The sequence below is a fragment of the Rossellomorea sp. RS05 genome (genome assembly GCF_039822645.1).
Lineage (GTDB): Bacteria > Bacillota > Bacilli > Bacillales > Bacillaceae_B > Rossellomorea > Rossellomorea marisflavi_B.
Genome location: NZ_JBDKWY010000002.1, coordinates 1 through 24,824, shown reverse-complemented (window position 1 = coordinate 24,824; position 24,824 = coordinate 1). Strand labels below are relative to the sequence as shown.

Sequence of the window (24,824 nt, the reverse complement as noted above, 5' to 3'; positions counted from 1 at the left end):
CGAGTATCAGGTACAATCAAGACACTGGAAAGAAATCAAAGAATTAAATAGGCCCATCTCCATTTCACTACTATTCGTTCATGTCTTCCACCCAACATGCTGATACAATGATCTTACCTATATTTTCATTAGATAAGTTGGGGTGAGAAAATTGACGTTTTGGATCATAGTGGCGGTAATTCTAACGATTTATGGAACGTATGTGACAATTAAATCCAATAGACCTTAAACCATAAGGATTTACTTGACACAAATAAAAGGAGTCCCTTTTTTTATTTTAAAGGGGCTCCTTTTATACTTAAGAATTTTTCACTAATTGAGAAGCTAGCTCCCCAATTCCTTCCAACATCTCTTCCCATTCCTTATCATCTGCTAAATGAAAATACACAGTATCCGAATCGTCCTGATATTCTGTAAGCCAGATTCCTTCGGTTGATGGTAAGAAGAACAGTATGTTTTCAAGATAGACTTCATCTTCTACGGTCACAATATTAAAATTTGAAATATTGAACAGCGACCATTGGAAACGTTCTAAATCTTCTACAAACAAATGAAAGCTTTCTTCATCCTCTTTTGTAAACGTCGAACTTTTTAACACTTTCTTCAGCTTATCAGGTTTGCTGAGGCGATCAAAATTCTTCTCGGTTAAAGTAAACGAGTGCGATATAGTTGTATCGAGATTTTTGATTCTGTAATACTCCTTCATATAGGTATGTATCTGCTGTGCCTTGATGATTGAAAACTCATGGATGATATCTCGATCAATTAAATGGAGTAACCAGTCTTCACCCTCGAAATGGTGTATCATCAAAACTGACTTCATTGGTGCATTTGAACATCGGATCATACGCTTCGATTCTACATATTTTTGGAGAAATCCTAGCATATCCTCTGTTAAAGGATTTTCCCCTCGTGCTTCTCTCTCTTCATCAAATATTCTTTTCATGATCAGATGCTTGCTTGTAGCTTCCATTACGGCAACCCACTCTTGCTCGCTTTTCTCCCCAACAGCCGCTTCAGCAATTCCTTTTGCCACACTGTCATATCCAGCAACGCTAACCATTAATGCCAACTCTTCTGATGTACACGTTAATACATGATCCATAATTTACTCACACCCCTTACATTTTTTATAATGGAACCGGAACAAGAATTTCAAAAATTAAAGCAATAATTTGGAATAGGATGATTGATAAGATCCCTTGTACAATTAATATAAATAAGTACAGTATTTTTCTGACAAACCAATTGTATTTGCCTATTTTAGTGTAAACGTAGTACCCAGAACTGATGGTTACCCTTTGAAATGCATTGGTGATTTTTTGGATTATATTCTTGGGCGGTTCAAAAATTGAAATCTCATAAAAATCTAACATTGTCTTTTCAAAAAGTAAAATAGCACATCCGTATGAGAACTGTGCGGCTAATATTGCAATAATTAATATTTTCAAAAACTCTACTGCTGTGTAAAGTGCCAAGTTCATTCCCCTTTACGCAATGTATGAAACTATTTAAACCAGCTTACAACGGAGTCTTTTAATTTCCCTACCTTTTTTGCAGCCTTACTATTTTTAACTTTATCCCATGTTTTTTTAGCAACATCTCCTGTAAAATCTTTAATTTTGTCTCCATACTTACTGCTAACGATACCTCCGACTAGTCCGCCTACAGCACCACCCACTACAATGCCAACTGGCCCACCAACACTACCAATCGTAGCCCCAATCTTCACACCCGTACCTACAGCTACTGCATCGGTAAGTGTCCCACCAATAAAGCGACCTGTTTTCTCAGCCATTCCTTTATTCGCATTTTCTTCAGATGTAAATTCACTTAAATTTGAAGTAAATGATACGATGTTTCCTACGACCGGAACGGTTTTTGCTACTCTTGTAAACTTACTGGACTTAGCTGCCAGGTCCGCGAGATCTTTCGTTGAAGTTTCAACACGATTCTTAATACTTTTTAATAGATCAGATCCCTTAATTCTATTAGAGTTTTTAGGAAATCCAGCAACATTTTTATATAAATCTGAAGGACTATTATACGAATCAACAAATTTATGGGCCATTTTTAACAGGGGGTTAGACGGTGAAGGAGCACGCTTAAAATCCAGAATTTTTTTTGCGATTTTAGAACTATGCTTAGATTTACTTGTCCAAGAATCATCCATCTTTATACTAAATTCATAGTTGCCCTTAAGCTTGTTCCACAAAGACGGTTTACCTTTAAAATAATTGACCTTTATCTTCGATGCAAAGAGGCTAGTGGACATAATTGAAAGTGTATGATATCCAAGTAGTAAATTGTCTCCCCATCCCAAACCTTCGTTAATTGTATCAAGGGGAGAAAGAATTTTATTCACAACTTCCGATGCTTGTCTTTGTATTTGGTTCGTAGCCAATTCCTTATAGTCTTTCGACTTTAACAGATCTTTGTAATTGTAATTCCTTACTTCAAGGCTCCCATTATTAAATCTTTCATTTATATCATCAATAACCCTCTCCATCAACTGAATATCTTCCTCCACAGAATCAAAGCTCTTAGACTGTGTCGAATCATACTTATTCAGTTTTTCAACGGTATCCGTGATTTCTTTCTGAGCTTGTTGATGGTAGCTCAAAAAACGATCATCTTGGATAGTAGGAGCGTAGAGGATATCATTGACACTGCTTATGGAAGAATTGGCGTCGTTCACTAATCCAACGGTTAAATTCCGCCCATTGTCTAGACCATTAGTAAGGTCATTCGATAGGAAGGATTCACTAATATAACCGGATGGATCAGATTCCAATTCCTTTGTGGCCTCTTTAACATTTTTTAATACTTTCTCATAATTTTCAAGAGTCGAAGTATAGTAAGTTAAGAACTTTCCGTGAAAATCTTTATAGAAGGCACGGATAGAATCTCCTGCTTCTCCTTTGAACGCGTCATTTAAGTTGACGAGATTATCAATTTCACTTTTTAGCTTTTCAATGCTTTCTTGCTGTTCTTTAAACTTACTGCTCTGCTTTTCAATACCTTCATGAAGAGCACTCGCATCCAGTACCTTCACCCTCATCACTCCCAGCCCATTTGTTTAGCTATCAGTACTCTCACTTTTTTTCGTTGCGCTTCCGTTCAAGGTCCGCTTTTTCACGCGTGATGTCTGCTTCCAAAGAATTGATTTCGTATTGAAGCGACTGACATTTACTTTCCATTAGTTGTATCGATTCACTTAATTGATTTTGAGCCATATCCCTATAGCTCGTCATCATGTTCTCCCGAATGTCACTGAATTCGTTTGCAAGGTTCCCTTTCCACACTGCCGGTGATAATTTGGGATCATCCACTCTTTTCTGACTATGTATAAATTCACTTTGGGTATCATCCAATTCCCTGATGGTCGACTGGAGGCGCCTAAGCTGTTCGCGTTTTTGCGCAACTTGTTGCTGTAACAAAGATAAATAGGACAGAAGATTCATCCCCTTTCATAAATAGACAATTTCTCCCTATGTTAAATGGTACCAAATGGTATATTCTGAGGTAATAGGAAATTCAACTCAACTTAGGATGAGTTGACAGTACTTTTTTCCCATTATCATTCATGTTCATTACCCTATTTTATACCTAAATAAACATTTATTGGGTTTTACCAGTAATAAAAGACCGTCACGAGATCCACCCGGAATTGGCTTTTCATTGGCATATATTGAAACTTATAAAAATAAAAACCTCCTCCCAATCAACCGGAAGAAGGTTTTCTGTCGTTAATCCCTATATCGAAGCACATATTTCTTATACAAATCTTCACGATACTCAATCTCCTCACCATGCGATGAGCTGATCAATGCGGGCTTGAGGTCGTCAACGATGGCACCGCTGTCGATGTTTTCGTTCATATCAACACTGAATTTCCGGATTGGGGGATGCAGATCTTCCCTGCTGGTGATAAAGAGGTCCCCTGTCATGAGCACCTTGTCCTCTTCATGGTAGTAGACGACATGTCCAGGAGCATGACCCGGCGTCAAGTAGGCACTGACGGGAAGGGTGGCAAGGACTTCATCCGTCAGCGGCTCCACGATACCGGCGACTGCATTCTGTTCAGGCGCCTGCTTATTCGGGTAGGGCTTTTCCCCGTTGATGAAGGGCAGTTCCACCTCATGGGCATAGATGGGGATGTCGTACGCCTTCAGCCACTCACCGGTCCCTTTGATGTGATCGCTGTGCCCATGGGTCAGCAGGACCGCCTTAGGGGTGCCGAGTGATTCGGCCGCTTTGATTTGATCATCCACATGGGATTCGACGCCCGTATCGATGATGTACACATCCTCCCCATCTTTGACCAGCCACACATTGACCGGGATCTCCACGGAAACATTGATTGAAAACCCGCACTTATAGACATGCGGAGACAATTGAATAACATTCATGGTAAGCATCCTTTCTACAAAACATTCTCTTCTTATTCACTCTACCCCACCCATCAACGAATACTCAACCAATCCACCTGCATGAAAGAAGGACCTAACAACAACGCCTCTTTCAACGTCTTCTTATACTTCTTGGCGATCGGACCCATTTCATCCGGTGAGCTGCTTCTATTCAAGAACCCTACAAATAAAATGCCAACCATCTGAGATCCACTCAAATGGTTGGCATTTTTTATCTACTTCGAAGCAATCGTTTGATGCCTTCGGTACAAATGACGCTACTTGCTATCCCAACGTATACGCTTGATGACATCACTTTTCCCAAGTAATAAAAACCCGTCCCCGCCAAACAGTCCAGGAGAAGAAATCTCTTGATACTCGAACTGTGGATGGCGCAGAAGATCACTTGATGCTGAGCTTTCATCCCCATAATCACACACCTGTTTTTTCAAAGGATATGCCAGATGCGGATTGTCTTATTCACCCCATAAAAAAGAAGGACCCCGGTGAGCCCTTCTTCTACATCATTTCCCGTAAACGGAAAACTTGTCTTCAATCGGTGTCCTCTTCCTCGCTGGTGGCACCTCATCAAAGTACCCGAGATGCAAGAAACCGGCAATCCGTTCTCCTTTCTCGACACCAAGCAATTCATGGACCTTCGGATCATAAATATGAGGATTTGTTTTCCACACTACTCCGAGCTGCTGTTCCCAGGCGAGGAGCTGGAAGTTTTGGATCATGGCGCCGATGGCTCCGAAGTTCTCGTCCCACTGCTTCTGACGGGGGTCTTCGGTCATGACGACGACGAGGATCGCCGCAGGCTGGCTGAAGTAGTTGCGGCGGTTGTCCCTCATATCGGGCGGGAAGGTTTTCACGAGATCCTCTACGAATCCTTCCTTCTCATCCGCCGGTACGAAGATGAATCTCCACGGCTCACGGAGTCCGTGATTCGGCGCCCAGACGGCATCTTCCAACAGGTTCAGCACCGTTTCCTGTGTGACTTCTTTATCGATGTAGCCGGCTTTTATGGAGCGGCGTTCGCGTATCGTTTTAGCTATGTTTGTCATGATTGTATCTCCTTATCTGCTTATCTCTCATCTAAATGATAACAATTCTCACTCTCAATTGCAATCTTTCTATAGGAAAGGAGTCCCCTTAATAGGTAAAAAAGTGCTGCGTATCCTTTGGATCGTACCGAAAGTTTCTCTCTATGTTCGCGTATGTGTTCCTCACGCAATAAGCGGACACTGAGAACATAGATAGTGGGTTCTATCACATACTGCCTGCTCATGGTGACCATATCCGGAAGTATATCAGAAGATTTAACAGCAAATTATTATTGAAAAAGAAAAACTTTTTATTGTTTTGCAATAAATAATCCGATACAATCATGTCATAGAAATCATTTACCAAGATTCTACATGTACAAATTCAACGGAATGGACGTGAACATCATCGGATTCATGATTATTTTTCTATTATTTATTGGATTGATCGTATTTGGTTCCATCATGACAGCGCTCATGGTGAGGAAGACAAACACCAGGCCTCCTAGGAAATTATCCTATATTGTTTTGAGCCTCCTGATCCTTCACTGGATTTTCTGGCTTTCAAGCGGCTATGAATGGTTTTCCGACGAAGTGGCCGAGGCTATCTTCAATCCTATATGGGGTGTGTTATGCGCAGCAGGACTGGCTGCCAGCCTTTATGAACTAAGGCATAATAAGAGCTTCGCCTTCCCCGTCGGTGCATTGTCGGGTGTCACCCTGATGTTCGTCATCCTCATCAACGGTATTACCAGTATGTAAAAGGAGCGTTAACCTACATGAAACTTTTTGCCTGGGTGCTCGTGGCACTCCACCTGATCATTACGATCCTATGGATTGCCAACTCGCCTGCCCTGTTTTCAATCGCCGGGATGGTTGCCTGGCTCCTCTTGATCGCAGGGGGATTCGTCCTCTATTTCAAAACGAAACATATGGCGGTCATCGTCTCCAGTTCCTTCATGGTCTTCCTGGTCCTCTTGACCGGATTGATCGAATGGACGGTTTCATCCATGCCTTAACATAAAAAAGAGACTCCCTCGTTGGCGAGTCTCTCACAAAGGAGAATGCTTTATTTTGAAGAAAAACATCATGAATGTGTACAATGCGACCCTGAGCATGGGTGCTTTTTATCTCGGTGGTTCCATGATCTCAGGTAAAGGGATCTTTGCAACCTTCCCACCAGAGTGGGCAGGAGATCTGCCTTTTGACAGCTGGATGGCTATGGCGATCGTGGGCATGATCGTCTTCGGACTGGGAAATGCGGTAGTAGCAATCAGAGGGCTCATCCGGTATGACCGGCAGATTCTCTTCTCGACCCTGTTCATGGGCGCCCTTCTTTTCATTGCGACGATCGGTGCCACTCTCTCCGTGGGAGAATGGTACTTACCATCGGTACAGCTCTTGATCGCCAGTGTGGTTCAGCTTGCCCTTGTTCTTGGCGCTTTCATCCTTCATTTTCTTCGTCCGGAATCGGTAGGGGTCACAGAATGACCCCCTCCGCCCCTTACTCTCCTAAAAAGCCATCCTCGAATGTCTTCAAGAGATGCTCAAGTGTCACAGGGTCACTGTACGTCGATTCCTTGCTGTTGATCTCGATAACATGACCGTTTTTCACGGCCGGGATGTTCTTCCACGTATCCGTGTCCATGAACGAATTGTCCACATCGGGATTCTTGCTCAGGACGAGGTAATCTCCGGTGAAGTCTCCTACCGCTTCCGGCGAGATGACGTGAATCCCAGTTTCCAAGGCGTTATCCTTCACGGCATCCGGCATGTTGAGCTTCATGGCCTGATACAAGATCTCAGAACCACGGGCATAATTGTTCCCGAAGACATAGAGCTCCTTTTGACCGGTTTCAATGACGGATACCGTGGCGTCGTCGCCGATCTTCTTGCGGATCTCATCCCCGATCGTCGCGGCACGCTCCTGGAAGTCATCCGCCCATTCCTTCGCTTCTTTCTCCTTATTCAACAGCTTGCCGATCTCGATCTGCTGATCGATGTAATTCAGTTTCCCCCATGTGAAAGCGACGGTTGGCGCAATCTCCTTCATCTTATCGAGGTTCTTCGTCTGACTTCCGGCAATGATCAAGTCCGGGTCGAGCTCGATGATCTTCTCGAGCTGATCGTCACCCACCACTTCCACATCTTTCAGCTTGTCGGTGAAGAGTGGGTTCATCTCGGTCCACTCATCGATTCCGACGAGCTTCCCTTCGAGGGAAATCACATTCGGACCATTGGTGAGGGCGACGATCCGCTTCGGCTCTTTCGGCACCTCCACCGGTCCCTGCTCTGATTCATATGTAAATGTCGATGATTCCTCCTTGGACGAATCCGTTTTTGTTTCTCCGCTGCTGCATGCCGCCAAGAGCAGACAGACCAGCAATATGGTAAAGAACGATGCTTTTTTCATGTGGTTCCCCTTTCATTTCTTGATAATGAGAATCATTTTCAATTATTACTTTACGGGGGAGGAGGCTGATTGTCAATGGAATGTTCCACAATTTTCTTAGATTGGAAGAGTTCCGCTCCATTTCGCTGCGATGGCTCGCTTTCCGCGGGGCGTGCGGTGAGCCACATCGGCTGCGCCTGCTGGGTCTCACCTGCCCGCCTTTCCGCAGGAGTCGAGCCATCTCCGCTTCATTGCACTCATCGGATTAGTTGGAGGGCCATCCTTCATTTTATAAAAAATAAATAATTAGTTAAAAAGAAGTGTTTTCCGATTATCCTCATCAAAATAAAAGGCTTTCATTTTCTTTCTTTTGAATCCATAGACCTATTTTCACCCCATTTCCACTTCTTCCAGCCTGTCTCATTTCTGTCAGAGGGTGTTGACGCAGGAAAAAGTCCGGCGTAGAATAGGGCTCACGTTAAACAAATACAACTTCTTATCACGAGAGGTGGAGGGATTTGGCCCTTTGATACCTCGGCAGCGGGCTCACTTGAGCACTGTGCCAACTCCAACAGGCGGACGCCTGAGAGATGAGAAGAGTACGGATCTTTCTTTCCTTATGGATCTCCGGCCTCTTCCTGTCTCAGGAAGGGGCCTTTTGTTTACCCTAATTGAATAATTTCTTATCCAGAGAAGCTGAGGGACTGGCCCGATGACGCTTCGGCAGCAGACTTTCCACAAAGTACTGTGCCAATTCCAGCAGGCAACGCGCCTGGGAGATGAGAAGGGACCCATTGATTCCGTGTGAATCCATGCCCTCTTCTCGAGACCTCGGGAAGAGGGTTTTTATTTTTAACCACCAGGAGGCATGACGAACATGATTGAATTCAAAAGCGCCACGAAAGTATATAACAGCGGCGGAAAGGAAGTCCGGGCCCTCGACGGCATCGACCTGCGGGTTGAGCAGGGGGAAATATGCGGGGTGATCGGATTCAGCGGCGCCGGGAAAAGTACGCTGATCCGCACCGTGAACCGATTGGAGCGATTGAGCTCGGGGAAGGTGATCGTAGACGGCCAGGATCTCATGGCCCTTTCACCGAAAGACGTGCGCGAGGTGAAGCGGAAGATCGGGATGGTGTTCCAGCACTTCAACCTCCTGAATTCCAAGACGGTCTTCGCCAATGTGGCGATGCCCCTCATCCTCGCGAAGCAATCCAAGGCTGAGATCCAAAAGCGGGTGACAGAGCTGCTGAGCTTCGTCGGTCTTGAAGATAAAGCGAACCAGTACCCAGATCAATTATCAGGCGGTCAGAAGCAACGCGTCGGCATCGCCCGTGCCCTTGCCACGCAGCCGTCGATCCTTCTGTGCGACGAGGCGACATCGGCCCTCGATCCGCAGACGACAGGCTCGATCCTGAAGCTGCTGAAAAAGATCAACCGTGAGTACAACATCACGATCCTCATGATCACCCATGAGATGTCGGTGATCCGGGAAGTGTGCGACCGGGTGGCGGTCATCGAAGGCGGGAAGATCATCGAGTCCGGATCCGTATTCGACGTCTTCTCCTCCCCTCAGACCGAGACGGCGGCGAACTTCGTGAGCTCCGTGCTGAACGACTCCATCCCGGAATCGGTCCTCGAGCTTGTGCAGAAGGAAAACGCACCGGGACGGATCTACAAGATCCGCTTCGTCGGCGCCTCATCGGGTCAGCCGCTCCTTTCACAAGTGGCGAAGCGCTTCGACCTCGATGTAAACGTGCTGTTCGGAAATATTACAGAGCTGCAGGGCACACCATTCGGTCATCTCATCGTCGAGCTCATCGGCTCCGAGAGCGAGATCAACCGTGCACTGCTTGTCATGAATGGAGAAAACGTCACCGTGAAGGAGGTCGCACCACATGCTAGTTGATTCACAGCAGATCATCGATGCACTCATTGAAACTTTGGTCATGACCGGCTTCTCCCTCCTCTTCTCCACCGTGATCGGGCTGCCCCTCGGGGTACTTCTCGTCATCACGAGGAAGGGTCATCTATGGGAGAATGCCTTTATTTTCACCATCCTGAACGGGGTCGTGAACATCTTCCGTTCCGTCCCATTCATCATCCTGATGGTAGCGATCGTCCCCCTCACGCGTTTGATTGTGGGAACATCGATCGGAACGGCCGCAGCCGTCGTGCCACTGGTCTTCTATGCAGGACCGTATATTGCACGATTGATTGAGAACTCCCTCCTTGAAGTCGACAAAGGCGTCATCGAGGCGGCGGAATCCATGGGGGCGACATCCACCCAGATCATCTTCCGCTTCCTCGTCCCGGAAGCGCTCAGCTCCCTCGTCCTCAGCCTCACCATCGCCACCGTCGGACTCGTCGGGGCATCGGCCATGGCAGGCGCCATCGGCGGAGGCGGACTCGGGGATCTCGCCATTACCTACGGCTACCAGCGCTTTGACACCTGGGTCATGGTCATCACCGTCGCCATACTCATCGTCCTTGTACAGGGACTGCAATCATCGGGTAATTTCGTATCGAAAAAAATCAGAAGAAGATAGCGAGGAGATACAACATGAAGAAATGGATCATTCTATCACTCATTCTACTAATCGGCGGGTTCGCTGCAGGCTGTAGCTCAAGCGCCAGCAAAGACGAAACGAAGGTCAAGATCGGAGTCAGCGGTTCCGATAACCGCATCTGGGACTTCGTCGCGAAGAAAGCAAAGAAAGAAGGCATCGACATCGAGATCGTCCGCTTCTCCGATTATGTCCAGCCGAACCTGGCCCTTGAAGAAGGCGAGCTTGATGCCAACGCATTCCAAACAATCTCTTATTTCAACGAATTCAAGAAAGAGCATGACCTCGATCTCACACCGGTGGGTACCACGGTCATCGCTCCGCTCGGCCTTTACTCTGAGAAATATAAATCAGTAGATGACATCCCGGATGGCGCCAAGATTGCTGTCCCGAACGAAGCGACCAACATGGGAAGAGCCTTCCTCCTCCTTCAAGAAGCAGGCCTCATCGAGCTGCCTGAAGACTTCGACGGAAACGGCTCACTGGATAAAATCAAAAAGAATCCGAAGAACATCGAGATCGTTCCGGTCGTAGCCGGCCAAACACCGCGCGTCCTGCCTGATGTCGCTGCATCCATCATCAACAATGGTATCGCCGTCGACGCCGGATTCAACCCCGTGAAGGATTCCATCTTCCACGAAGATGACACGGCTACACCTTACATCAACATCATCGCCGCACGTACAGAAGACAAGGACAACAAAACACTCAAGAAAATCGTCGAGCTCTACCAGGAAGAAGACACAGCCGACTTCATTGAAAAAGAATACAACGGAAGCACGATCCCGACCTTCGTCCCACTGAGCAAGATCGGAGAATAAACAACCCAGAGGAGGAATGGAAATGAGTACCGTCGTTGACACATTGAGAGATCAGATCATCGCGAACCTTGAGGAAAATAAGGAAAAGTACATCGAAATCAGTCATTCGATCCACGACCGTCCTGAGATCGGCAACGAGGAATTCTTTGCCTCGAAGACCCACGCCGAGCTTCTGGAGTCGGAAGGATTCACGGTGGAACGCGGGGTGGCGGGACATGAGACCGCCCTCCTTGCCCGCCGGAAATCGGATAAACCCGGCCCGGCAATCGCGTTCCTCGCCGAATACGATGCCCTTCCCGGCCTCGGTCACGCCTGCGGACACAACATCATCGGCACGACGAGCGTATCGGCGGCCATCACCCTCAGCAAGGTAATCGACGAAACCGGCGGAGAAGTCGTCGTTTTCGGGACACCCGCCGAGGAAGGCGGCCCCAATGGAAGCGCCAAGGGAAGCTTCGTCAAGCACGGACTCCTTGAGGGGATCGACGCCGCCCTCATGGTGCATCCGGCTAACTCAACCCGGATCACATCGAACTCCCTCGCCGTCGATCCCCTGGACTTTGAATACATTGGGAAACCGGCCCATGCGGCGGGGTCTCCCCATCACGGCATCAACGCACTCGATGCGGTCATCGGCCTGTTCAACGGGATCAACGCCCTTCGCCAGCACGTAACCGACGACGTCCGCATCCACGGCATCATCACCCACGGAGGCGACGCGCCGAACATCGTACCGGAATACGCCAAGGCCCGCTTCTTCATCCGCGCGGCGACCCGCAAGACCTGCAGCGAAGTGACCGCACGCGTGAAGGCGATCGCAGAAGGCTCCGCCCTGGCAACGGGGGCGAAGCTGAACGTCATTGCCTTCCAGAATGAAGTGGATAATCTTGTGTTGAACCGGGCGTATGATACGGTCTTTAAAGAAGAGCTTGAACGACTGGGCGAGTATGTTTCAACCGAAGAGCGAAACGGACTCGGCTCCACCGATGCCGGCAACATCAGCCAGGTCGTCCCGACGATCCACCCATATATCCAGATCGGACCGGAAAGCCTCGTCGCCCATACGGATGAGTTCCGCGAAGCAGCCAAATCACCCAAGGGGGATGAAGCACTGATCCTCGGAGCGAAAGGCCTGGCACTCACGGCCTTGCGACTGGTCACAGACAGCGACGTGCTCGCTGAAATCAAAGAAGAGTTTACTAGAAGAAAAGCATTAGAGAGCTGAAGTTCTGTGGGAGTCCCCTTGGTTGGTCATGGGGGCTCTTTTTTTGTTGGGTTGGGGGTGATGGGCTAGTGGATTGGAGGGGATCGGGGCATTTTTGTATGTGAGATCACTTTTAGTTTGGGGTAGATGTGGCTTTATAGGTTTGAAATGGAGGGTTTTGAGCTTAAATCACACCCTTTATTTTCCACCAAACAGCTACCTCCCCGTTTTTCTACCGACTTTTGAATTTTTACTATCAACTTTTCAACTTTTACTTCCAACTTTCGAGATTTAATTACCAACTTTTTTTGGAGGAGAATTTTTATCGACAACTCAGCCTGTTTATTTTCAACTCTATTCTTTTATTACCGACTTTCACGCTTTATCACCAACTTCCCATGCCCCATTTTCTGGTAGAATAAGAGGGAAGTGAAAGGAGCCTGAACGATGATCATCCTTCCCACCGGCGTCACAGGATTTTTCGATTCGCAGTCTGGAGAACCTCCCCTGACGGATCTCTCCCTATTTCAAAAGCTTTGCTACGGCATCGCGGCTGAATCGGGTGGGCAGGTACTGACATTCGAATCAGCCGATGTTTCAACGAATTTCGCCTATTGCCGGATCAAATGGAATGGAGATGAGCTCTTTGTGCTGCTCAATGACCATTACCCCTATCTTGCAATGGCCGATGCTATCGGGTTCGGGGGATCTCCTTCGTCGACAGAATGTTGTTAAGAGAAGCGTTTTCCCCGTACTACAGCGTGTTGGAGGCTGATGAACTGAACACACCCATCGAACCGCCGATGATTCAACACCTCAACCGGGCAGAACGGGCGCAGATTTCCTATTGGAAACCAAAGAACGTTGGGGAGGTCGTGTTTCATTATTGGGATTAATAGTAAAAGGAGTGATGGAAATTGATTACCATCCAAAAAGCCGAAAGGTCCGATGCTGAGAAGCTGACCGATATCATGAAAAAAACCTTTGATGAAGAAGCACGGAGATGGCTGTCTGATGACTCTACCGTCGATTACAATATTCAGCCCCCTGGATATTCTTCGGTCGAGATGACGAACTATATGATCGAAGAATTGGTCTATTTCAAGATTATTGCTCATGATGTAGTAGTGGGCGGGATAATTCTTACTCTGACGGGGAGCTCCTTCGGCAGGATCGACCGCATATTTGTCGATCCCGACGTGCAGGGACAAAACATCGGGTCAACGGTCATCCGTCTCATCGAAGAGGCATTCCCTGACGTGAGGACGTGGGATCTCGAGACGTCCAGCAGGCAAGTGAACAACCATCATTTTTACGAAAAGATGGGATATCAAGCTGTGTTTCAGACAGAAGACGAGTATAGCTATATTAAGAGAATTAAGCGCCAATCCCCCGCCGGGAACGTCGTGGAACAGCAAGATCTATCCCTTACCCAATATGAGGACTGTAGGATGGAACACACGGACCACTATCAAGTCACACTACAGGGAAGTTCCTTCTGCAACAGCAATTTAATGAATACGCACTTCAGCAATTGCAACCTCCGTGATTCTACCTTCAAGAATATCAATCTCACCCATGCCTCTTACGCCGACCTGAATCTTTCCTACAGTAGCATGAGGCTGGTCACGATGGGGGGCGTCCGTTTTATGGATACCAGTCTCGGAGAAAAGCAGGACCCTCTTTCGTTCGAACGCTGTGAACTACAAGGTACGACCATCAAGAACAGCAATCTAAAAAACGTACAAATTACAGGCAGTGATATATCAGGAATGACCATAGACGGAATCTCGGTAGAAGAACTGCTCGACGTGTATAAGCGCCATTCTCTACTATAAAAAAGACAGCCAATCCCCGTAAAAGGTTCCGTTCCCTATCGCCAAACTTGAAATTGCAGTTGAGTAAAATGAATATCAAAAAAAGAATAGCTTCATTCATATGAATGGAGCTATTCTTTGAATATTTCCTATCAAGGTGCAGTTCTAAGAAAATCATCGATGAATTCCATCATTAGACCGTAAACAAGAATACCGAGCGGCGATCCATTTATCACTAAAACAATCATTCTTTTTGCTAAATGTTCTTTACTGAACATGGAGACGATACTCAGTGGTATGCCGAACACCGAAAGAAGAAAAGTAAGTAGTAATAACGGGCGTATAATTGGAACGACATGGTCGCCGGAAATGGTTGAAATGAGGAACAGTGGCAGAACAATCATCATAGGTAGTGCAATATAGGATGAGATGTGAGTGAACATCTTCAGATCATTCCTTTTCATTTAACACACTCCCTAGGCTAACCGATGCCTCAGTGTTACATCTCCGGCTGTCTCCTCCCTATTCAAACGAATGCGTCGTCGCCATGATTTCACCGGACGGATCCACACTGTACTGGGCCACGGCGTTGGTGGCGACATTCTTGTTGGTGAGACCATCTTTGTAGTTGAACGACACTTCCCATGCTTTTGAGGTGCTGCTGAAGACCGTGTCGTTCGAGAGGAGCTCGAGGTCGTTGATGTTGATCGGTTCACTGGCGGTTTCATTGTAGATGTGCAGGTCCTGCTCAAGTTGGACGATAGCAATAAATTCGGCATCCGTACTGTCGATGGCTTCGGCTCCTTTGTTTCCGCACCCCATTAGAATCAGGATGACGCCGACGATCAGGAATGATATTTTTTTCATACAACACTTCCCCCTTTATCCAATTTTTCGATCAACCCGTTCAAAATCTTCTTTTCCGTCCAAGCGGCTATCTTCTGTAGCGGGAGCTTCTTTCCTTTTCACCCCTACTCCCCCATGCGTCTCCTGATATCCTTCCACCATGAGCTTGAGGGCGATGATGGCGAGCGTGAGAAAAAGGATGGGAATGAAGGGGATCCATGTATAGGTCGTAAATAGGTACTTAAAATCCTTTCCGATGAGGCCCGACCATTCGTTTGAGAGGGAAGCCATGGCAGGATTCCCGAATAGGTCTTCCATCAGTGCCCCTCCTCCAAAGAAGATGCCGAGGATACCGAGGTGGGAAAGGAGGATCAGCACTTGGATTGCTTCCCTCAAAAAGAGGACGACGAACCGCGGCTTCAGGAACGGAAGAAGATGCTTCCGCAGGATGTGTCGCCTATTCCCACCGAGAACCTGGACGCTTTCCATGAACTCCTGCTTCATGATGTCCTTCACTTCATTGGACACGATGAGGGTGGAAATCGGGACGGCTGCCAGGGTGAGGACGGCGAGTTCGATCAGCACCCGTGCACTGAAGGAGTAGCTGAATTCTCCCCCCATGAGTCCGTCCTCAAACAGCACCCAATACAGCATCATGAAGGCCAGGAGGGTGATCGGATAATAATAGAAGGTTTGCAGGAACGGACGGATCCACGCGGTGAACTTCGGAACGTACAGGGTCATCACGGTCCCGATGAAGGCAGACAGGACAAAGCGCAGAAACGCCACCAGGAAGGCGATCCCCAGGGTGAATTTCGCCCCGACCAACATCACGAGGAACATGCTTTGCCCCAGGGCGTTGGTACCGAACGGGAGGTGGTCCATCGGTCCATAGGGTGGTTTCATCGCCCCTTCCGCTCCGGACTTCAACGGAACGACAGGGATGGCATCACCGTACACCCACCCGTAAACGAGGCTCCCTCCCAGTATGAGGGCAATGAACGAAAAGCCGATCACAAACGAGAGGTTTTTGAATGCCTTCACTGCCCTTCACCTCCGACGATGCTTGATTTCAGCTTATTCATGCCCTGCTCAAAGAGAAGGATAGGAATGGCAAGGAGCAGGATGCTGACGGTGGCGATTTCCGGGGTTGGATGATAATAGACGAACCAGGTGATTCCCCTCGTATTGAAGATGATCTCCAGCATGATGAGGTTTGAGAGCATGAACGTCAGGATCATCTTGGAATGATGGAGAAGACCCATCAGCCCATTCCGGAACACATGGACGAATAGCACCCGAAAACCCGTCAGCCCCTTCCCCCTCGCAAGCTCCACATAGGGCTTCCGCAGCTCTTCATCGAATAGGAGCGTCAGCGTCCGGTACAGGAAGATGGTCGGAAGGATCGTATAGGTGATGAGCGGCAGGATGAACGGACGTTCATAGGCGCCGACAACATCAAAGAACAGAATCCCCGTCTGCTTGAACAGGAAAATGATGAACAGCTGGGCCATGGCGATGACGAACAGGTCGGGCACCGCCTCCAGAATGGTGGACAGCTTCATAAGCGCCGTGCGTTTTTTCACCGATAATTGAAACGTGATCATGATGAGGGAAACCGCGATGATAAGGGCCAGGATGAAGCCCAAGAAAAGGACGGAGATCGAATAGCCGTAGAACTCAAAGAAGTATGGAAACAACGGGTACTGGCTGCCCGTATTGTAGTCACCCGTGGAATACATGATGGAACCTGGTTGAACCAGTGAAGCGACCAACCCTTTGAGGCTGCTCCAATAGGTGGATAGACTGAGATCGATGCCTCCCTGGAAGAGCGTGATGAAGGCGCCGAGAAGGATGATGGAGATGAGAATGATGGCTGTTTTGGTGAGGAATCGGATGAAGACACCCCCTTTTTCTTCTTATTTTAACATAAAATCCCATAAATGATTGTACTAAAAAAAGAAAACAAGCAAAATAAGAATGATAAACCCCACTATAAGCAGCCCATATAGGAACGAGAGCGTTTTAAATAGGGTGACAAAGTATGGAGCAGGAGCGATCTTTTTTGAGATGAACAATAGAAAATCCATGATCCAATGAACAGGCAAGATTTCCAATGTGGGGTGATGAATTTCATCATCCTCTTGATACGTCTTGAAGACGATATAAAATGCGTTCCCGGCTAAATAAAGTAATAGGACTATGACAACCGCCACAAGTATCTTTTCCAATTATTTCTCCCCACAATCGTAATGAACTTAATGCGAAAACTAGCTGGTCCACACTGTCCTTTTCCTAACCAACCCATACACCATCCCGCCAGATACCACAAACGTCACATAAGGGAAGAAAACCGGAAAGCTGAATGCCGGAAGCCCCTCGCTCAGCTGCGTATGGTATCCGATCGATTCACGGTGGGCACCGGAATGATTGATGACCCGCACTGTCTCGGGATCACGACGCAATTCTTTTATGGACGGGATGCTCTCCCGCACTACGGCCCCTTCAGGATCAACGGTGAATACTTCCCATGACTCGGGTCCACGCTGCTCCACCATTATCGTTTCCCCCGTTCCACTGTCCGGGTCCGTCTTTCGGACCAGTCCCAGGTTTCCGTAGCGCATATCGACTGAATCCTCCAGGTGGATCCTTTTGGGAAACGAGCTGACGAACTCCCCATTCACCGTCAAAATCACCTGATCAGAGTCGAATTCTTCCTTGAGAGACAATGTATTCCCCTCCACTGCGTAGGTCCGTTCGTATCCCGTCGCACCTCCATCGTTCATGGCCGACACATAATCGGAGTAGGTAGCCGTGCGGATGTCATCTCCTTCCCCTGTAGAGAAGACATGGGTAACGGTCACGCCGGGAATTTCGCGATACGGTGGCGAGTCCACCACCTCGTACAATCGTTCAATCGATGTATTTCCTTCCCTCTCATCAAACGTCAACGGTTCGATCTTGTATCGGTCCTTACTTCTTTCATCAGTTATGTATTCCCTTACGATCAAGCCGATTGTGACGGATGAAGCCAAAAAGACCAGTCCCCCGATCAGCCCTATGATGATCCGTTTCATCCTTTCCCTCCAATCCCTGTCTAGTTTCAAGTATACTATTTCTCCCCCACCTAGTATTCTCATTTTTGGATGATAAAGGATCTAAATATGAACCAGGAATACCTCATGAAGTAGAACGTGATCGGCACGGAAATGCGAGCTAAGCCAGTCATTTCATCATCTTTCCCTAATGAATGAATACTAATTTACAGCAAGGAGTAATTTACTTTTTATGGTATTATATAAAAAAGACTTACTCAGCAAACGGGTAGATAACACAAAAGGTAATTGTAACTATGGTGACATTACAATCTTCAGACTACATAAGGGGGTGTATCATTTATGAATTTAACGATCAAGGTTTTCTTATTATACTTTTTATCATTTGTTGGATTTTACTTGGGATTTATTCAGTTGAGCTCCTTTGCAGATACGTATAACCTCTCTTACTTATACGTTGTAAATATTAAAGAAGACGGGGTAGAAATTTTCCCAAGTATAATCCCTTTATTAATCATGTTCATCTATATCTTAGGTTCTCATAAATTGATTTCCAGAATAAAAAAAGGACTCTAAAAGGACTCTAATCTTCACGAAAATACGATCGCAGATGGTCCAACTAGTAACTAAAAGAGCTACCCACTCAACATGATGGGTAGCTCTTCTTTCATATACCGGTTTTGATTCCGAATCCGACGAGGAGGATCCCCGCCACTCGTTGGAACATTTGTTGATGTTTTTTATCATTCAACCATTTCTTCGCATAGTCCACTACATACACCAGGATCAGGAACCAGGCGGCTGCCAGTCCCGTCAGGATCGAGGCCAGGATGATCAACTGCTGGTTGACATGACCGTTCAAGTTGATGAACTGCGGCATGATGGTGATATACACGATGACGGTCTTTGGATTCAGCACATTGCTGAGCATGGCCTGCATGAAGGACTTTTTATGATAGCGGCGGTCGACGGGTACGTCCGCCGAGGGTTCCATTTGATCCACAGCAAGGGTCTGTTTCGAAATCAGGCTTTTAATTCCAAGGTAGATCAAGTAAGCAGCACCGAGGTATTTGATCGTGGTAAACAACACCACAGATTTGGCAATCACGACGGATAATCCGAGTATGGCAATGCCCGTCCAGAACGAAAGGCCCGAGAGCATGCCGAGAACCGTAAAGCGTCCCGCTTTCGGTCCGTAACTCAAAGTGTTCTTCATGAGAAGCATGGTGTCTGCGCCGGGAATGACGACCATAAGCGTAGCGACAGGTATGTAAGCAAGCAAGTTGTCCATGTGTCCTCTCCTCACATGATAATAGTGGTTACTACAGTAACTACTAAAAAGAATACCAGAATCGATTAGAAATAATCAATCTATTTTGATACACTAACAGAAATAAACCCACGCATACGGAGGATCTATGAGCGATACCCTTTTAAACACACTGACCAAGCTGCATTTCACCGAATACGAAGCCAAAGCCTATCTGGCACTCCTGGAAGAATCCCCTCTTACGGGCTATGCCGTAGCGAAAAAATCCGGGGTCCCACGGTCGAGAATCTACGAAACCTTGGATCACCTTGCGGGAAGAGGAGATATTCTCGTCAGTCCGGGCACCACCCCTCAGTACACCCCGATCCCGGCGAAAGAACTCATCAAAAATCGGCGCAGGGAAGCGAATGATCACTTCAAGCTGGCCGAGAAGTCACTCGCGGAGTTTGAACAATCCTCCCATGATCGGGAAAACATTTGGAACATCACAGGCCGGAATGAAATCATCGACAAAGTGAAAAACTGCATTGCCACCGCAAAAACGAGGATTCTTCTTGAAGTCATGGAAGAGGAATATGAGGAGGTGGAAGAGGAGCTGAAACAAGCGGCCCTCCGCGGGGTCAACGTCACCATCATCGCCTATGGGGATATTTCCTCCGACTTTGCCCACGTTCATCTCCACTACATGGGCTCTGCCATCAAGGAGGAATACGGCGGCAACTGGATCGTCATCAGCGCCGACGATGTGGAAGTGGTGGCGGGCATCGTCTCCCTCGGGACCGACAGCCGCGCTGCCTGGACAAGGCACGTCGGACTGGTCATGCCCATCACGGAGGTCATGATCCACGACCTCTATCTCATGGAGATCATGAAGGAACACCGGGATGAGCTGGAGAAAACGTTTGGAAAGAACCTCGTGAATCTGAGGCGGAAATTTTCGATTCATCCTGATTTTAAGAAGCATTATTTAAAGTGAGATCATTCCATAAACGAATAGAGGGAAAGAGATGATCCTAATAGAAAGAGCGGCCCTTCAACACGTGGAGGGGATTTCCGATGTATGTTCCCGCGGCTACCGTTCGACCTACGGGGAAAGATATCCTAAATCGTATATCGAGCGTATCATCGAAGAATTTTATCATCCCGACCGGATTAGCAGTGAAATCACCGATGGAGGTGGCGGCTGGGACGGGTGGTATGTGGCCCTCAAGGATGGTACCGTCCTCGGCGCAATCGGCGGCGGTATGACCGGCGCATATCAGGGCGAAGTGTTCGTCCTTTATCTTGACCCGGACCGGCGGGGAGAAGGAATCGGCACGCTCCTCCTTGAAGCCCTTACCCGGGTCCAGCGCGAAAAAGGCGCCACTGAACAATGGGTATCGGTGTCGAGAGGGAATCAAAAAGGGATCCCTTTCTATGAAGCGAGGGGCTTCGTTTTTCAGCATGAGCAGGAGAGCTACTCGAATGGGGAGGATGAACCGTTTGTGTCGAACCTGTACTGTCGTGGGATCTGAGCAAGCTTGACTCAAATTAAATAATCAAAAAAGGCGATGCCTCCCACACGGAAGCATCGCCTTACTCTTTCTAGCCTTCAACCGGCAGCGCCACCCACACAGTCAGCTCACCTTCCCCACTCTCTGCCCAGATCTCCCCGTCATGAAGCTCAACAATGCGCTTGGCAATCGCAAGGCCAAGTCCGGAACCAGCGATCTTGGTGGAGCGGGCTTCGTCGAGTCGGTAGAACTGGTCGAAGAGCCGGTGCAGTTCTTCAGGATCCACAGGGTCGGATGGATTCGAGAGACTGGTGAGCACCCGGTCCCCTTCCACTCTCATCCTGAGATTGATCGTCCCTTCCAGGCTGTACTTCTCTACGTTGGAAAGGAGGTTATCGAACACGCGGATCATCTTCTCGATATCCACGGTGACGAGGACGGGTTCTTCCGGCACCTCCATCTCAACACGAAGACCCTTCCCTTCGAGGATCGGGGTGTACTCACCAACGAGCTGGTGGAGCAAGGCGGCAAAGTCGACCCAATCGGTCTGGAGCTCGACCTGATGATGGGTGAGCTTCGTATACTCGAACAGCTCGTCCATGAGCCCCTTCAGCTTGAGTGACAGGCGGTAGGTGGTGTCCACATACCCCTTATCTCCCGGTGACTTCTGGTCTTTTGCCAGCTGCAGATAGCCGATGATCGACGTAAGCGGCGTCCGGAGATCATGGGACAGATTCGTGATAAGCTCACTTTTCGACTGCTCGAGCTCCCTTTCCCTCTCGAACCGGAGCCGGAGCTGATCCGTCATCCAGTTGATGTTCGCCGCTAAGGAGGACAGCTCATCACGCCCTTTCACCGGAATCTCATACGTCCAGTCATGATCCACGATCCGTCCGATGCCCGATTCGATCTGCTCGATGTAGCGTGTCACCGGTCTCATGAAGAGGACGAACAGGATCAGGAAGACGACGACGGCCAGGGCAAAGGCAAGGATGAGCTGGATGAGTTGTTGATTGTAGGTCGTCGGATTGACCACCTTGACCAACAGCGGTGCTTCAATGACCACATACCCCAACCCCTCGGGGAAAGAGACCATGGTAATGAACGGGGCCTGCATCACATCGGTTTCATGGGTCGCGCCGTTACTCAATTTCTCTTCAAGGAGCTTCGACAGGTCGTCGCTGTAAAGATTCCCTGCCCGGTACGCCACATTCCCCTCGGCATCGGTCACAAGGAATCCCCACTCCTTTTCATGCTGACCCTTCACCGTACCGAGGGCATCTTCTATTCCGTCCCGATCAGCAAGGCTCACATTCCCGGCTTCCATTGATTCCTTCCAATCGTCCAGTCTTTCTTTCACCTGATCATTGAGCTTTTCTTGTTTCCTGTAGTCTTCAAACGGGGTGAAATAGAACACCGTGAAGAAAAACGTGATCGTCGCCGCGGCCAGGCAGGCGATGAAGATCAGGATGAGCCGCACATTCAGGTTCAGTTTACGGGGCAGGAACCTCATGCCTTATACCCCACGCCCCACACCGTCTTCACGTAGAAAGGCTTCTTCGGATTCTCCTCGATCTTGTCGCGGATATTGGTGATATGCACCATCACCGTGCTGTCGGATTTAAAGAACGGTTCCTTCCACACCGCTTCATAGATCTGCTCGATGCTGAAGACCTGTGCCTGATTACGCAGCAACAAGGAAAGGATATGGAATTCCTTCGGTGTGAGACGTACCTCACGCCCTCCGACGGTCACTTCATTCGTCCGCTCATTGACGGTGAGATCCCCTTTTTCAAGAAGATGGGAAGGTTCGCTGTTCCCGGAAGTCATCTTGTAGCGGCGGAGCTGGGATTTCACGCGGGCCATGAGCTCGAGGGGATTGAACGGCTTGGTCACATAATCCTCCGCACCGCTCGCGAGGCCATGGATCTTATCGAGGTCCTCGCTCTTCGCCGACAGGAAGATAATCGGCATATCATACGACTGCCGGATCGTCATGCACGCCTCCACCCCGCTCATCCCCGGCATCATGACATCCAGGATGATAAGGTCGACAGGGCTCTCCTCGAGCACGCCGAATGCTTCGTGGGCATCAGCCGCTTCCAGCACCCCGTACCCTTCATTTTTCAAATAAATCGAGATCATGTTCCGGATATCGGCTTCATCATCAACGATCAGGATGTTTGTTCCGATCATATGGTCCACTCTTTTCTCTTCATCATTTCATCGGTCTCGCGGCAAGCACATAGGCAGGCGGTACATTCCACCACACCCGCTGCCATTATATCCCTGCAAAATATTGCTGGAATAGGCCCTTTTTCATCATGGAGTACTGGAACGTGACGAACACGCCTCCAGGCGCGAGCACCTGATTGGTTACTCTTAAAATAGCGTGTGACACGTCATTTGGCAAGCTTGCGAAGGGAAGCCCCGACACAATCGCATCCAATTGTCCGATCCCATACGCCTGCATATGCCCTCGTACATCCTCGGCCGACCCGTGAATCACCACCACATCGTCCCGCTCACCGTACCGGTCATGGAGGAGATCACAGAACTCACGATTTTCCTCAATCAGCATCAGCACGGTCCCGTCCCGCTTCCTCCGCAGGATCTCTTCCGTGAACACACCCGTACCCGGCCCGAACTCCGCGATGTTCTCCACTTTATCAAACGCAATCGCCTCCACCATCTGACGGGCAAGCACCTTCGAACTCGGCATCACCGCCCCCACCGTCCTCGGCCGTTTCACATACTCCTTAACAAACTGCAGCGCACTCATCATCTATTCCTCGCCCTTCTCTACTCGTTTCCATCAGACTACCGGACGGACCTTAAGAAAAAGGATGGGGAAATCTTAAGGAAAGTTAAGATTTCCACTACCTGGATATGCTACACTCAAATCATCAACCGTTGGAGGCCATCCATGTTACCAAGAAAAATCATGTCCGCATGCATTTCAGGACCGATCTTTGCCATCATCCTGGCTCTTGTGAATCCGAATCCGTTTGAAGAGCCCATCACATCCTTCTGGGACTATGCCTCATCCATTACGCTTGCGACGCCAGCTTATCTTCTCTACAGCTTTCCCGTCATCTTGATTTACGGTGTCATCACCTCGGTGATCAGCGATAAGCTGGCATCCATGGTCCGCTCAGCAACCAATCGGTATGAGACAGTCCTATCATGCGTGCTCCATCTTCTATTCGGACTCGTACTCCTCCCTTATTCACTGGGAGCCTCCTTGTTATTCTTCCTCATCGATCGCAGGCTTCAAGGACAAAACCGGGCATTTAAACCGATTCACGCTTTAAAAAGCCTGATCCTCCCACCGGTACTGTACACCTTCTGTTGGGATTGGTGTACATTCAGGGGCTTTGGGCATAATTGACCCTTTCAAGACATGTTGCAGGTGACATCTCCGAACTTGACATCGAATCACTTAAAAGAAACATCGTATACCAAAAAAGGATGGGACAAAAGTAAAACCCGAATTCATTTACCTGCGATAGGACAAATGAGTTCGGGTTTTTAAATTTATTGTTTCTAGCGGTTGATTGGAGTGCAAGACGAAGACTCCCTCGGAAAAAGTTATTATGACGGGTGTTCCCCACACTTTTCTTAGGTGAAAAATTTTTTTGAATATCCTTTCGGATTTTCTTCATTCCTTCATTTATCATTTATTCAAAATAAAGGGGATCGAGCCTACGCGTTGCGTCAGGAGATTGGATAAATCCCCCCTTTTTAATTTTTATGGGCACCTTTGATCTCTGCTTGTTAAGGGGACTCACCCTCCCATATCTCCTGGCATCTATGTGCTCACATTCCTTCGTTGGGTCTCGCCTTAACGCAGAGGCCAGCTTATGCTCCTGCATGGACTGATCTAAGATGATCGTCGAA

The 24,824-nt window shown here is 48.1% G+C and carries 30 protein-coding genes and 2 riboswitches; of the genes, 12 read left to right on the top strand and 18 right to left on the bottom strand.

Annotation, left to right across the window (positions count from 1 at the left end; all coding sequences use genetic code 11):
* Window positions 1–298: 298 nt before the first annotated feature.
* The 7 genes from ABJ225_RS07810 to ABJ225_RS07780 all read right to left on the bottom strand — a co-directional run bounded on the left by ABJ225_RS07810 (window position 299) and on the right by ABJ225_RS07780 (window position 5,479).
* Window positions 299–1,105: a hypothetical protein gene (locus tag ABJ225_RS07810; RefSeq protein WP_347319375.1), complete on the bottom strand. Its 807-nt coding sequence runs from the start codon at window positions 1,103–1,105 to the stop codon at window positions 299–301.
* A gap of 25 nt (window positions 1,106–1,130) precedes the next feature.
* Entirely contained in the window at window positions 1,131–1,478 is a 348-nt protein-coding gene (locus tag ABJ225_RS07805) for a hypothetical protein (RefSeq protein WP_347319373.1), read from the bottom strand.
* Window positions 1,479–1,507: 29 nt separating this feature from the next.
* Window positions 1,508–3,055, bottom strand: a complete 1,548-nt coding sequence (locus ABJ225_RS07800) for an LXG domain-containing protein (RefSeq protein WP_347319371.1) — start codon at window positions 3,053–3,055, stop codon at window positions 1,508–1,510.
* Window positions 3,056–3,095: 40 nt separating this feature from the next.
* Complete coding sequence (locus ABJ225_RS07795; protein WP_481900609.1) at window positions 3,096–3,464, bottom strand: YwqH-like family protein; 369 nt, start codon at window positions 3,462–3,464, stop codon at window positions 3,096–3,098.
* A 285-nt stretch (window positions 3,465–3,749) separates the two neighbouring features.
* Window positions 3,750–4,412, bottom strand: a complete 663-nt coding sequence (locus tag ABJ225_RS07790; protein ID WP_347319367.1) for an MBL fold metallo-hydrolase — start codon at window positions 4,410–4,412, stop codon at window positions 3,750–3,752.
* 53 nt (window positions 4,413–4,465) lie between these two features.
* Complete coding sequence (locus ABJ225_RS07785) at window positions 4,466–4,615, bottom strand: hypothetical protein (protein ID WP_347319365.1); 150 nt, start codon at window positions 4,613–4,615, stop codon at window positions 4,466–4,468.
* A 321-nt stretch (window positions 4,616–4,936) separates the two neighbouring features.
* Window positions 4,937–5,479 (bottom strand): nitroreductase family protein, encoded by a 543-nt coding sequence (locus tag ABJ225_RS07780; protein WP_218245527.1) that lies wholly within the window; start codon window positions 5,477–5,479, stop codon window positions 4,937–4,939.
* Window positions 5,480–5,833: 354 nt separating this feature from the next.
* Here ABJ225_RS07780 and ABJ225_RS07775 point away from each other — a divergent pair, with 354 nt between their 5' ends.
* Genes ABJ225_RS07775 through ABJ225_RS07765 form a run of 3 tightly spaced genes read left to right on the top strand, consistent with a single transcriptional unit; the run spans window position 5,834 to window position 6,949 of the window.
* Window positions 5,834–6,220 carry a hypothetical protein gene (locus tag ABJ225_RS07775; RefSeq protein ID WP_347319363.1) on the top strand — a complete coding sequence of 129 codons (387 nt, stop codon included), beginning with the start codon at window positions 5,834–5,836 and terminating at the stop codon, window positions 6,218–6,220.
* Window positions 6,221–6,237: 17 nt separating this feature from the next.
* On the top strand, window positions 6,238–6,477 hold the full coding sequence (locus ABJ225_RS07770) for a hypothetical protein (protein ID WP_048005334.1): 240 nt from the start codon (window positions 6,238–6,240) through the stop codon (window positions 6,475–6,477).
* A gap of 55 nt (window positions 6,478–6,532) precedes the next feature.
* Entirely contained in the window at window positions 6,533–6,949 is a 417-nt protein-coding gene (locus tag ABJ225_RS07765) for a hypothetical protein (RefSeq protein ID WP_347319361.1), read from the top strand.
* A 13-nt stretch (window positions 6,950–6,962) separates the two neighbouring features.
* Here ABJ225_RS07765 and ABJ225_RS07760 read toward each other — a convergent pair whose 3' ends face one another.
* Window positions 6,963–7,871, bottom strand: coding sequence for an ABC transporter substrate-binding protein (locus tag ABJ225_RS07760; RefSeq protein WP_347319359.1), 909 nt, complete (start codon window positions 7,869–7,871; stop codon window positions 6,963–6,965).
* 472 nt (window positions 7,872–8,343) lie between these two features.
* A riboswitch (SAM riboswitch) is annotated at window positions 8,344–8,447 on the top strand.
* Between the two features lie 83 nt (window positions 8,448–8,530).
* A riboswitch (SAM riboswitch) is annotated at window positions 8,531–8,636 on the top strand.
* Window positions 8,637–8,727: 91 nt separating this feature from the next.
* Here ABJ225_RS07760 and ABJ225_RS07755 point away from each other — a divergent pair.
* The 6 genes from ABJ225_RS07755 (at window position 8,728) to ABJ225_RS07730 (ending at window position 14,280) form a co-directional block, all read left to right on the top strand.
* The gene (locus ABJ225_RS07755) at window positions 8,728–9,759 is read left to right on the top strand and encodes a methionine ABC transporter ATP-binding protein (protein WP_347319357.1); all 1,032 of its coding nucleotides are present in this window, start codon (window positions 8,728–8,730) and stop codon (window positions 9,757–9,759) included.
* On the top strand, window positions 9,749–10,399 hold the full coding sequence (locus ABJ225_RS07750) for a methionine ABC transporter permease (RefSeq protein WP_048005662.1): 651 nt from the start codon (window positions 9,749–9,751) through the stop codon (window positions 10,397–10,399). Before ABJ225_RS07755 ends, ABJ225_RS07750 begins: the two co-directional genes overlap by 11 nt.
* 14 nt (window positions 10,400–10,413) lie before the next feature.
* Entirely contained in the window at window positions 10,414–11,238 is an 825-nt protein-coding gene (locus tag ABJ225_RS07745) for a MetQ/NlpA family ABC transporter substrate-binding protein (protein WP_079515067.1), read from the top strand.
* Between the two features lie 22 nt (window positions 11,239–11,260).
* Window positions 11,261–12,463, top strand: coding sequence for a M20 family metallopeptidase (locus tag ABJ225_RS07740; protein WP_347319354.1), 1,203 nt, complete (start codon window positions 11,261–11,263; stop codon window positions 12,461–12,463).
* Between the two features lie 426 nt (window positions 12,464–12,889).
* The gene (locus ABJ225_RS07735) at window positions 12,890–13,177 is read left to right on the top strand and encodes a hypothetical protein (RefSeq protein WP_347319352.1); all 288 of its coding nucleotides are present in this window, start codon (window positions 12,890–12,892) and stop codon (window positions 13,175–13,177) included.
* A 236-nt stretch (window positions 13,178–13,413) separates the two neighbouring features.
* Window positions 13,414–14,280: a GNAT family N-acetyltransferase gene (locus ABJ225_RS07730; protein ID WP_347319889.1), complete on the top strand. Its 867-nt coding sequence runs from the start codon at window positions 13,414–13,416 to the stop codon at window positions 14,278–14,280.
* 131 nt (window positions 14,281–14,411) lie between these two features.
* Here ABJ225_RS07730 and ABJ225_RS07725 read toward each other — a convergent pair whose 3' ends face one another.
* The 6 genes from ABJ225_RS07725 to ABJ225_RS07700 form a co-directional block, all read right to left on the bottom strand.
* On the bottom strand, window positions 14,412–14,723 hold the full coding sequence (locus ABJ225_RS07725) for a 2-acyl-glycerophospho-ethanolamine acyltransferase (protein WP_347319350.1): 312 nt from the start codon (window positions 14,721–14,723) through the stop codon (window positions 14,412–14,414).
* Between the two features lie 58 nt (window positions 14,724–14,781).
* Window positions 14,782–15,126, bottom strand: a complete 345-nt coding sequence (locus ABJ225_RS07720) for a hypothetical protein (RefSeq protein WP_347319348.1) — start codon at window positions 15,124–15,126, stop codon at window positions 14,782–14,784.
* Window positions 15,127–15,141: 15 nt separating this feature from the next.
* Window positions 15,142–16,149 (bottom strand): ABC transporter permease subunit, encoded by a 1,008-nt coding sequence (locus tag ABJ225_RS07715; RefSeq protein WP_218245516.1) that lies wholly within the window; start codon window positions 16,147–16,149, stop codon window positions 15,142–15,144.
* Window positions 16,146–16,847 (bottom strand): ABC transporter permease subunit, encoded by a 702-nt coding sequence (locus ABJ225_RS07710; protein ID WP_218245515.1) that lies wholly within the window; start codon window positions 16,845–16,847, stop codon window positions 16,146–16,148. The genes ABJ225_RS07715 and ABJ225_RS07710 overlap by 4 nt, the downstream gene beginning before the upstream one ends.
* 528 nt (window positions 16,848–17,375) lie before the next feature.
* A complete protein-coding gene (locus tag ABJ225_RS07705; protein WP_347319345.1) occupies window positions 17,376–18,182 on the bottom strand; it encodes a hypothetical protein in 807 nt (268 codons plus the stop codon).
* A gap of 646 nt (window positions 18,183–18,828) precedes the next feature.
* Window positions 18,829–19,452, bottom strand: coding sequence for a homoserine/threonine efflux transporter (locus ABJ225_RS07700; RefSeq protein ID WP_218245513.1), 624 nt, complete (start codon window positions 19,450–19,452; stop codon window positions 18,829–18,831).
* A gap of 127 nt (window positions 19,453–19,579) precedes the next feature.
* Between ABJ225_RS07700 and ABJ225_RS07695 the strand changes: the two genes are divergently transcribed.
* Entirely contained in the window at window positions 19,580–20,407 is an 828-nt protein-coding gene (locus tag ABJ225_RS07695) for a TrmB family transcriptional regulator (protein WP_218245512.1), read from the top strand.
* 31 nt (window positions 20,408–20,438) lie between these two features.
* Complete coding sequence (locus ABJ225_RS07690) at window positions 20,439–20,945, top strand: GNAT family N-acetyltransferase (RefSeq protein WP_347319343.1); 507 nt, start codon at window positions 20,439–20,441, stop codon at window positions 20,943–20,945.
* A 70-nt stretch (window positions 20,946–21,015) separates the two neighbouring features.
* On the opposite strand, the gene ABJ225_RS07685 is transcribed toward ABJ225_RS07690, so the two are convergent.
* The 3 genes from ABJ225_RS07685 to ABJ225_RS07675 form a co-directional block, all read right to left on the bottom strand.
* The gene (locus ABJ225_RS07685) at window positions 21,016–22,437 is read right to left on the bottom strand and encodes a sensor histidine kinase (protein ID WP_347319341.1); all 1,422 of its coding nucleotides are present in this window, start codon (window positions 22,435–22,437) and stop codon (window positions 21,016–21,018) included.
* Window positions 22,434–23,117 (bottom strand): response regulator transcription factor, encoded by a 684-nt coding sequence (locus ABJ225_RS07680; RefSeq protein WP_347319887.1) that lies wholly within the window; start codon window positions 23,115–23,117, stop codon window positions 22,434–22,436. Before ABJ225_RS07680 ends, ABJ225_RS07685 begins: the two co-directional genes overlap by 4 nt.
* Before the next feature lie 88 nt (window positions 23,118–23,205).
* Window positions 23,206–23,709: a class I SAM-dependent methyltransferase gene (locus ABJ225_RS07675; protein WP_347319339.1), complete on the bottom strand. Its 504-nt coding sequence runs from the start codon at window positions 23,707–23,709 to the stop codon at window positions 23,206–23,208.
* Window positions 23,710–23,850: 141 nt separating this feature from the next.
* On the opposite strand from ABJ225_RS07675, the gene ABJ225_RS07670 reads away from it, so the two are divergent.
* Window positions 23,851–24,315: a hypothetical protein gene (locus ABJ225_RS07670; RefSeq protein WP_218245509.1), complete on the top strand. Its 465-nt coding sequence runs from the start codon at window positions 23,851–23,853 to the stop codon at window positions 24,313–24,315.
* A gap of 289 nt (window positions 24,316–24,604) precedes the next feature.
* Here ABJ225_RS07670 and ABJ225_RS07665 read toward each other — a convergent pair.
* Window positions 24,605–24,824, bottom strand: a 220-nt coding sequence (locus tag ABJ225_RS07665; protein WP_347319336.1) for a hypothetical protein, incomplete at its 5' end; no start/stop codon positions are given.

Coding starts and splice junctions, on each gene's coding strand:
- ABJ225_RS07810 (WP_347319375.1), bottom strand. CDS start 1,105: ATGGATCATGTATTAACGTGTACATCAGAAGAGTTGGCATTAATGGTT.
- ABJ225_RS07795 (WP_481900609.1), bottom strand. CDS start 3,464: ATGAATCTTCTGTCCTATTTATCTTTGTTACAGCAACAAGTTGCGCAA.
- ABJ225_RS07790 (WP_347319367.1), bottom strand. CDS start 4,412: ATGAATGTTATTCAATTGTCTCCGCATGTCTATAAGTGCGGGTTTTCA.
- ABJ225_RS07785 (WP_347319365.1), bottom strand. CDS start 4,615: ATGGTTGGCATTTTATTTGTAGGGTTCTTGAATAGAAGCAGCTCACCG.
- ABJ225_RS07780 (WP_218245527.1), bottom strand. CDS start 5,479: ATGACAAACATAGCTAAAACGATACGCGAACGCCGCTCCATAAAAGCC.
- ABJ225_RS07775 (WP_347319363.1), top strand. CDS start 5,834: ATGTACAAATTCAACGGAATGGACGTGAACATCATCGGATTCATGATT.
- ABJ225_RS07770 (WP_048005334.1), top strand. CDS start 6,238: ATGAAACTTTTTGCCTGGGTGCTCGTGGCACTCCACCTGATCATTACG.
- ABJ225_RS07760 (WP_347319359.1), bottom strand. CDS start 7,871: ATGAAAAAAGCATCGTTCTTTACCATATTGCTGGTCTGTCTGCTCTTG.
- ABJ225_RS07755 (WP_347319357.1), top strand. CDS start 8,728: ATGATTGAATTCAAAAGCGCCACGAAAGTATATAACAGCGGCGGAAAG.
- ABJ225_RS07750 (WP_048005662.1), top strand. CDS start 9,749: ATGCTAGTTGATTCACAGCAGATCATCGATGCACTCATTGAAACTTTG.
- ABJ225_RS07745 (WP_079515067.1), top strand. CDS start 10,414: ATGAAGAAATGGATCATTCTATCACTCATTCTACTAATCGGCGGGTTC.
- ABJ225_RS07740 (WP_347319354.1), top strand. CDS start 11,261: ATGAGTACCGTCGTTGACACATTGAGAGATCAGATCATCGCGAACCTT.
- ABJ225_RS07735 (WP_347319352.1), top strand. CDS start 12,890: ATGATCATCCTTCCCACCGGCGTCACAGGATTTTTCGATTCGCAGTCT.
- ABJ225_RS07730 (WP_347319889.1), top strand. CDS start 13,414: ATGAAAAAAACCTTTGATGAAGAAGCACGGAGATGGCTGTCTGATGAC.
- ABJ225_RS07725 (WP_347319350.1), bottom strand. CDS start 14,723: ATGAAAAGGAATGATCTGAAGATGTTCACTCACATCTCATCCTATATT.
- ABJ225_RS07720 (WP_347319348.1), bottom strand. CDS start 15,126: ATGAAAAAAATATCATTCCTGATCGTCGGCGTCATCCTGATTCTAATG.
- ABJ225_RS07710 (WP_218245515.1), bottom strand. CDS start 16,847: ATGTATTCCACGGGTGACTACAATACGGGCAGCCAGTACCCGTTGTTT.
- ABJ225_RS07705 (WP_347319345.1), bottom strand. CDS start 18,182: ATGAAACGGATCATCATAGGGCTGATCGGGGGACTGGTCTTTTTGGCT.
- ABJ225_RS07700 (WP_218245513.1), bottom strand. CDS start 19,452: ATGGACAACTTGCTTGCTTACATACCTGTCGCTACGCTTATGGTCGTC.
- ABJ225_RS07695 (WP_218245512.1), top strand. CDS start 19,580: ATGAGCGATACCCTTTTAAACACACTGACCAAGCTGCATTTCACCGAA.
- ABJ225_RS07690 (WP_347319343.1), top strand. CDS start 20,439: ATGATCCTAATAGAAAGAGCGGCCCTTCAACACGTGGAGGGGATTTCC.
- ABJ225_RS07685 (WP_347319341.1), bottom strand. CDS start 22,437: ATGAGGTTCCTGCCCCGTAAACTGAACCTGAATGTGCGGCTCATCCTG.
- ABJ225_RS07675 (WP_347319339.1), bottom strand. CDS start 23,709: ATGATGAGTGCGCTGCAGTTTGTTAAGGAGTATGTGAAACGGCCGAGG.
- ABJ225_RS07670 (WP_218245509.1), top strand. CDS start 23,851: ATGTTACCAAGAAAAATCATGTCCGCATGCATTTCAGGACCGATCTTT.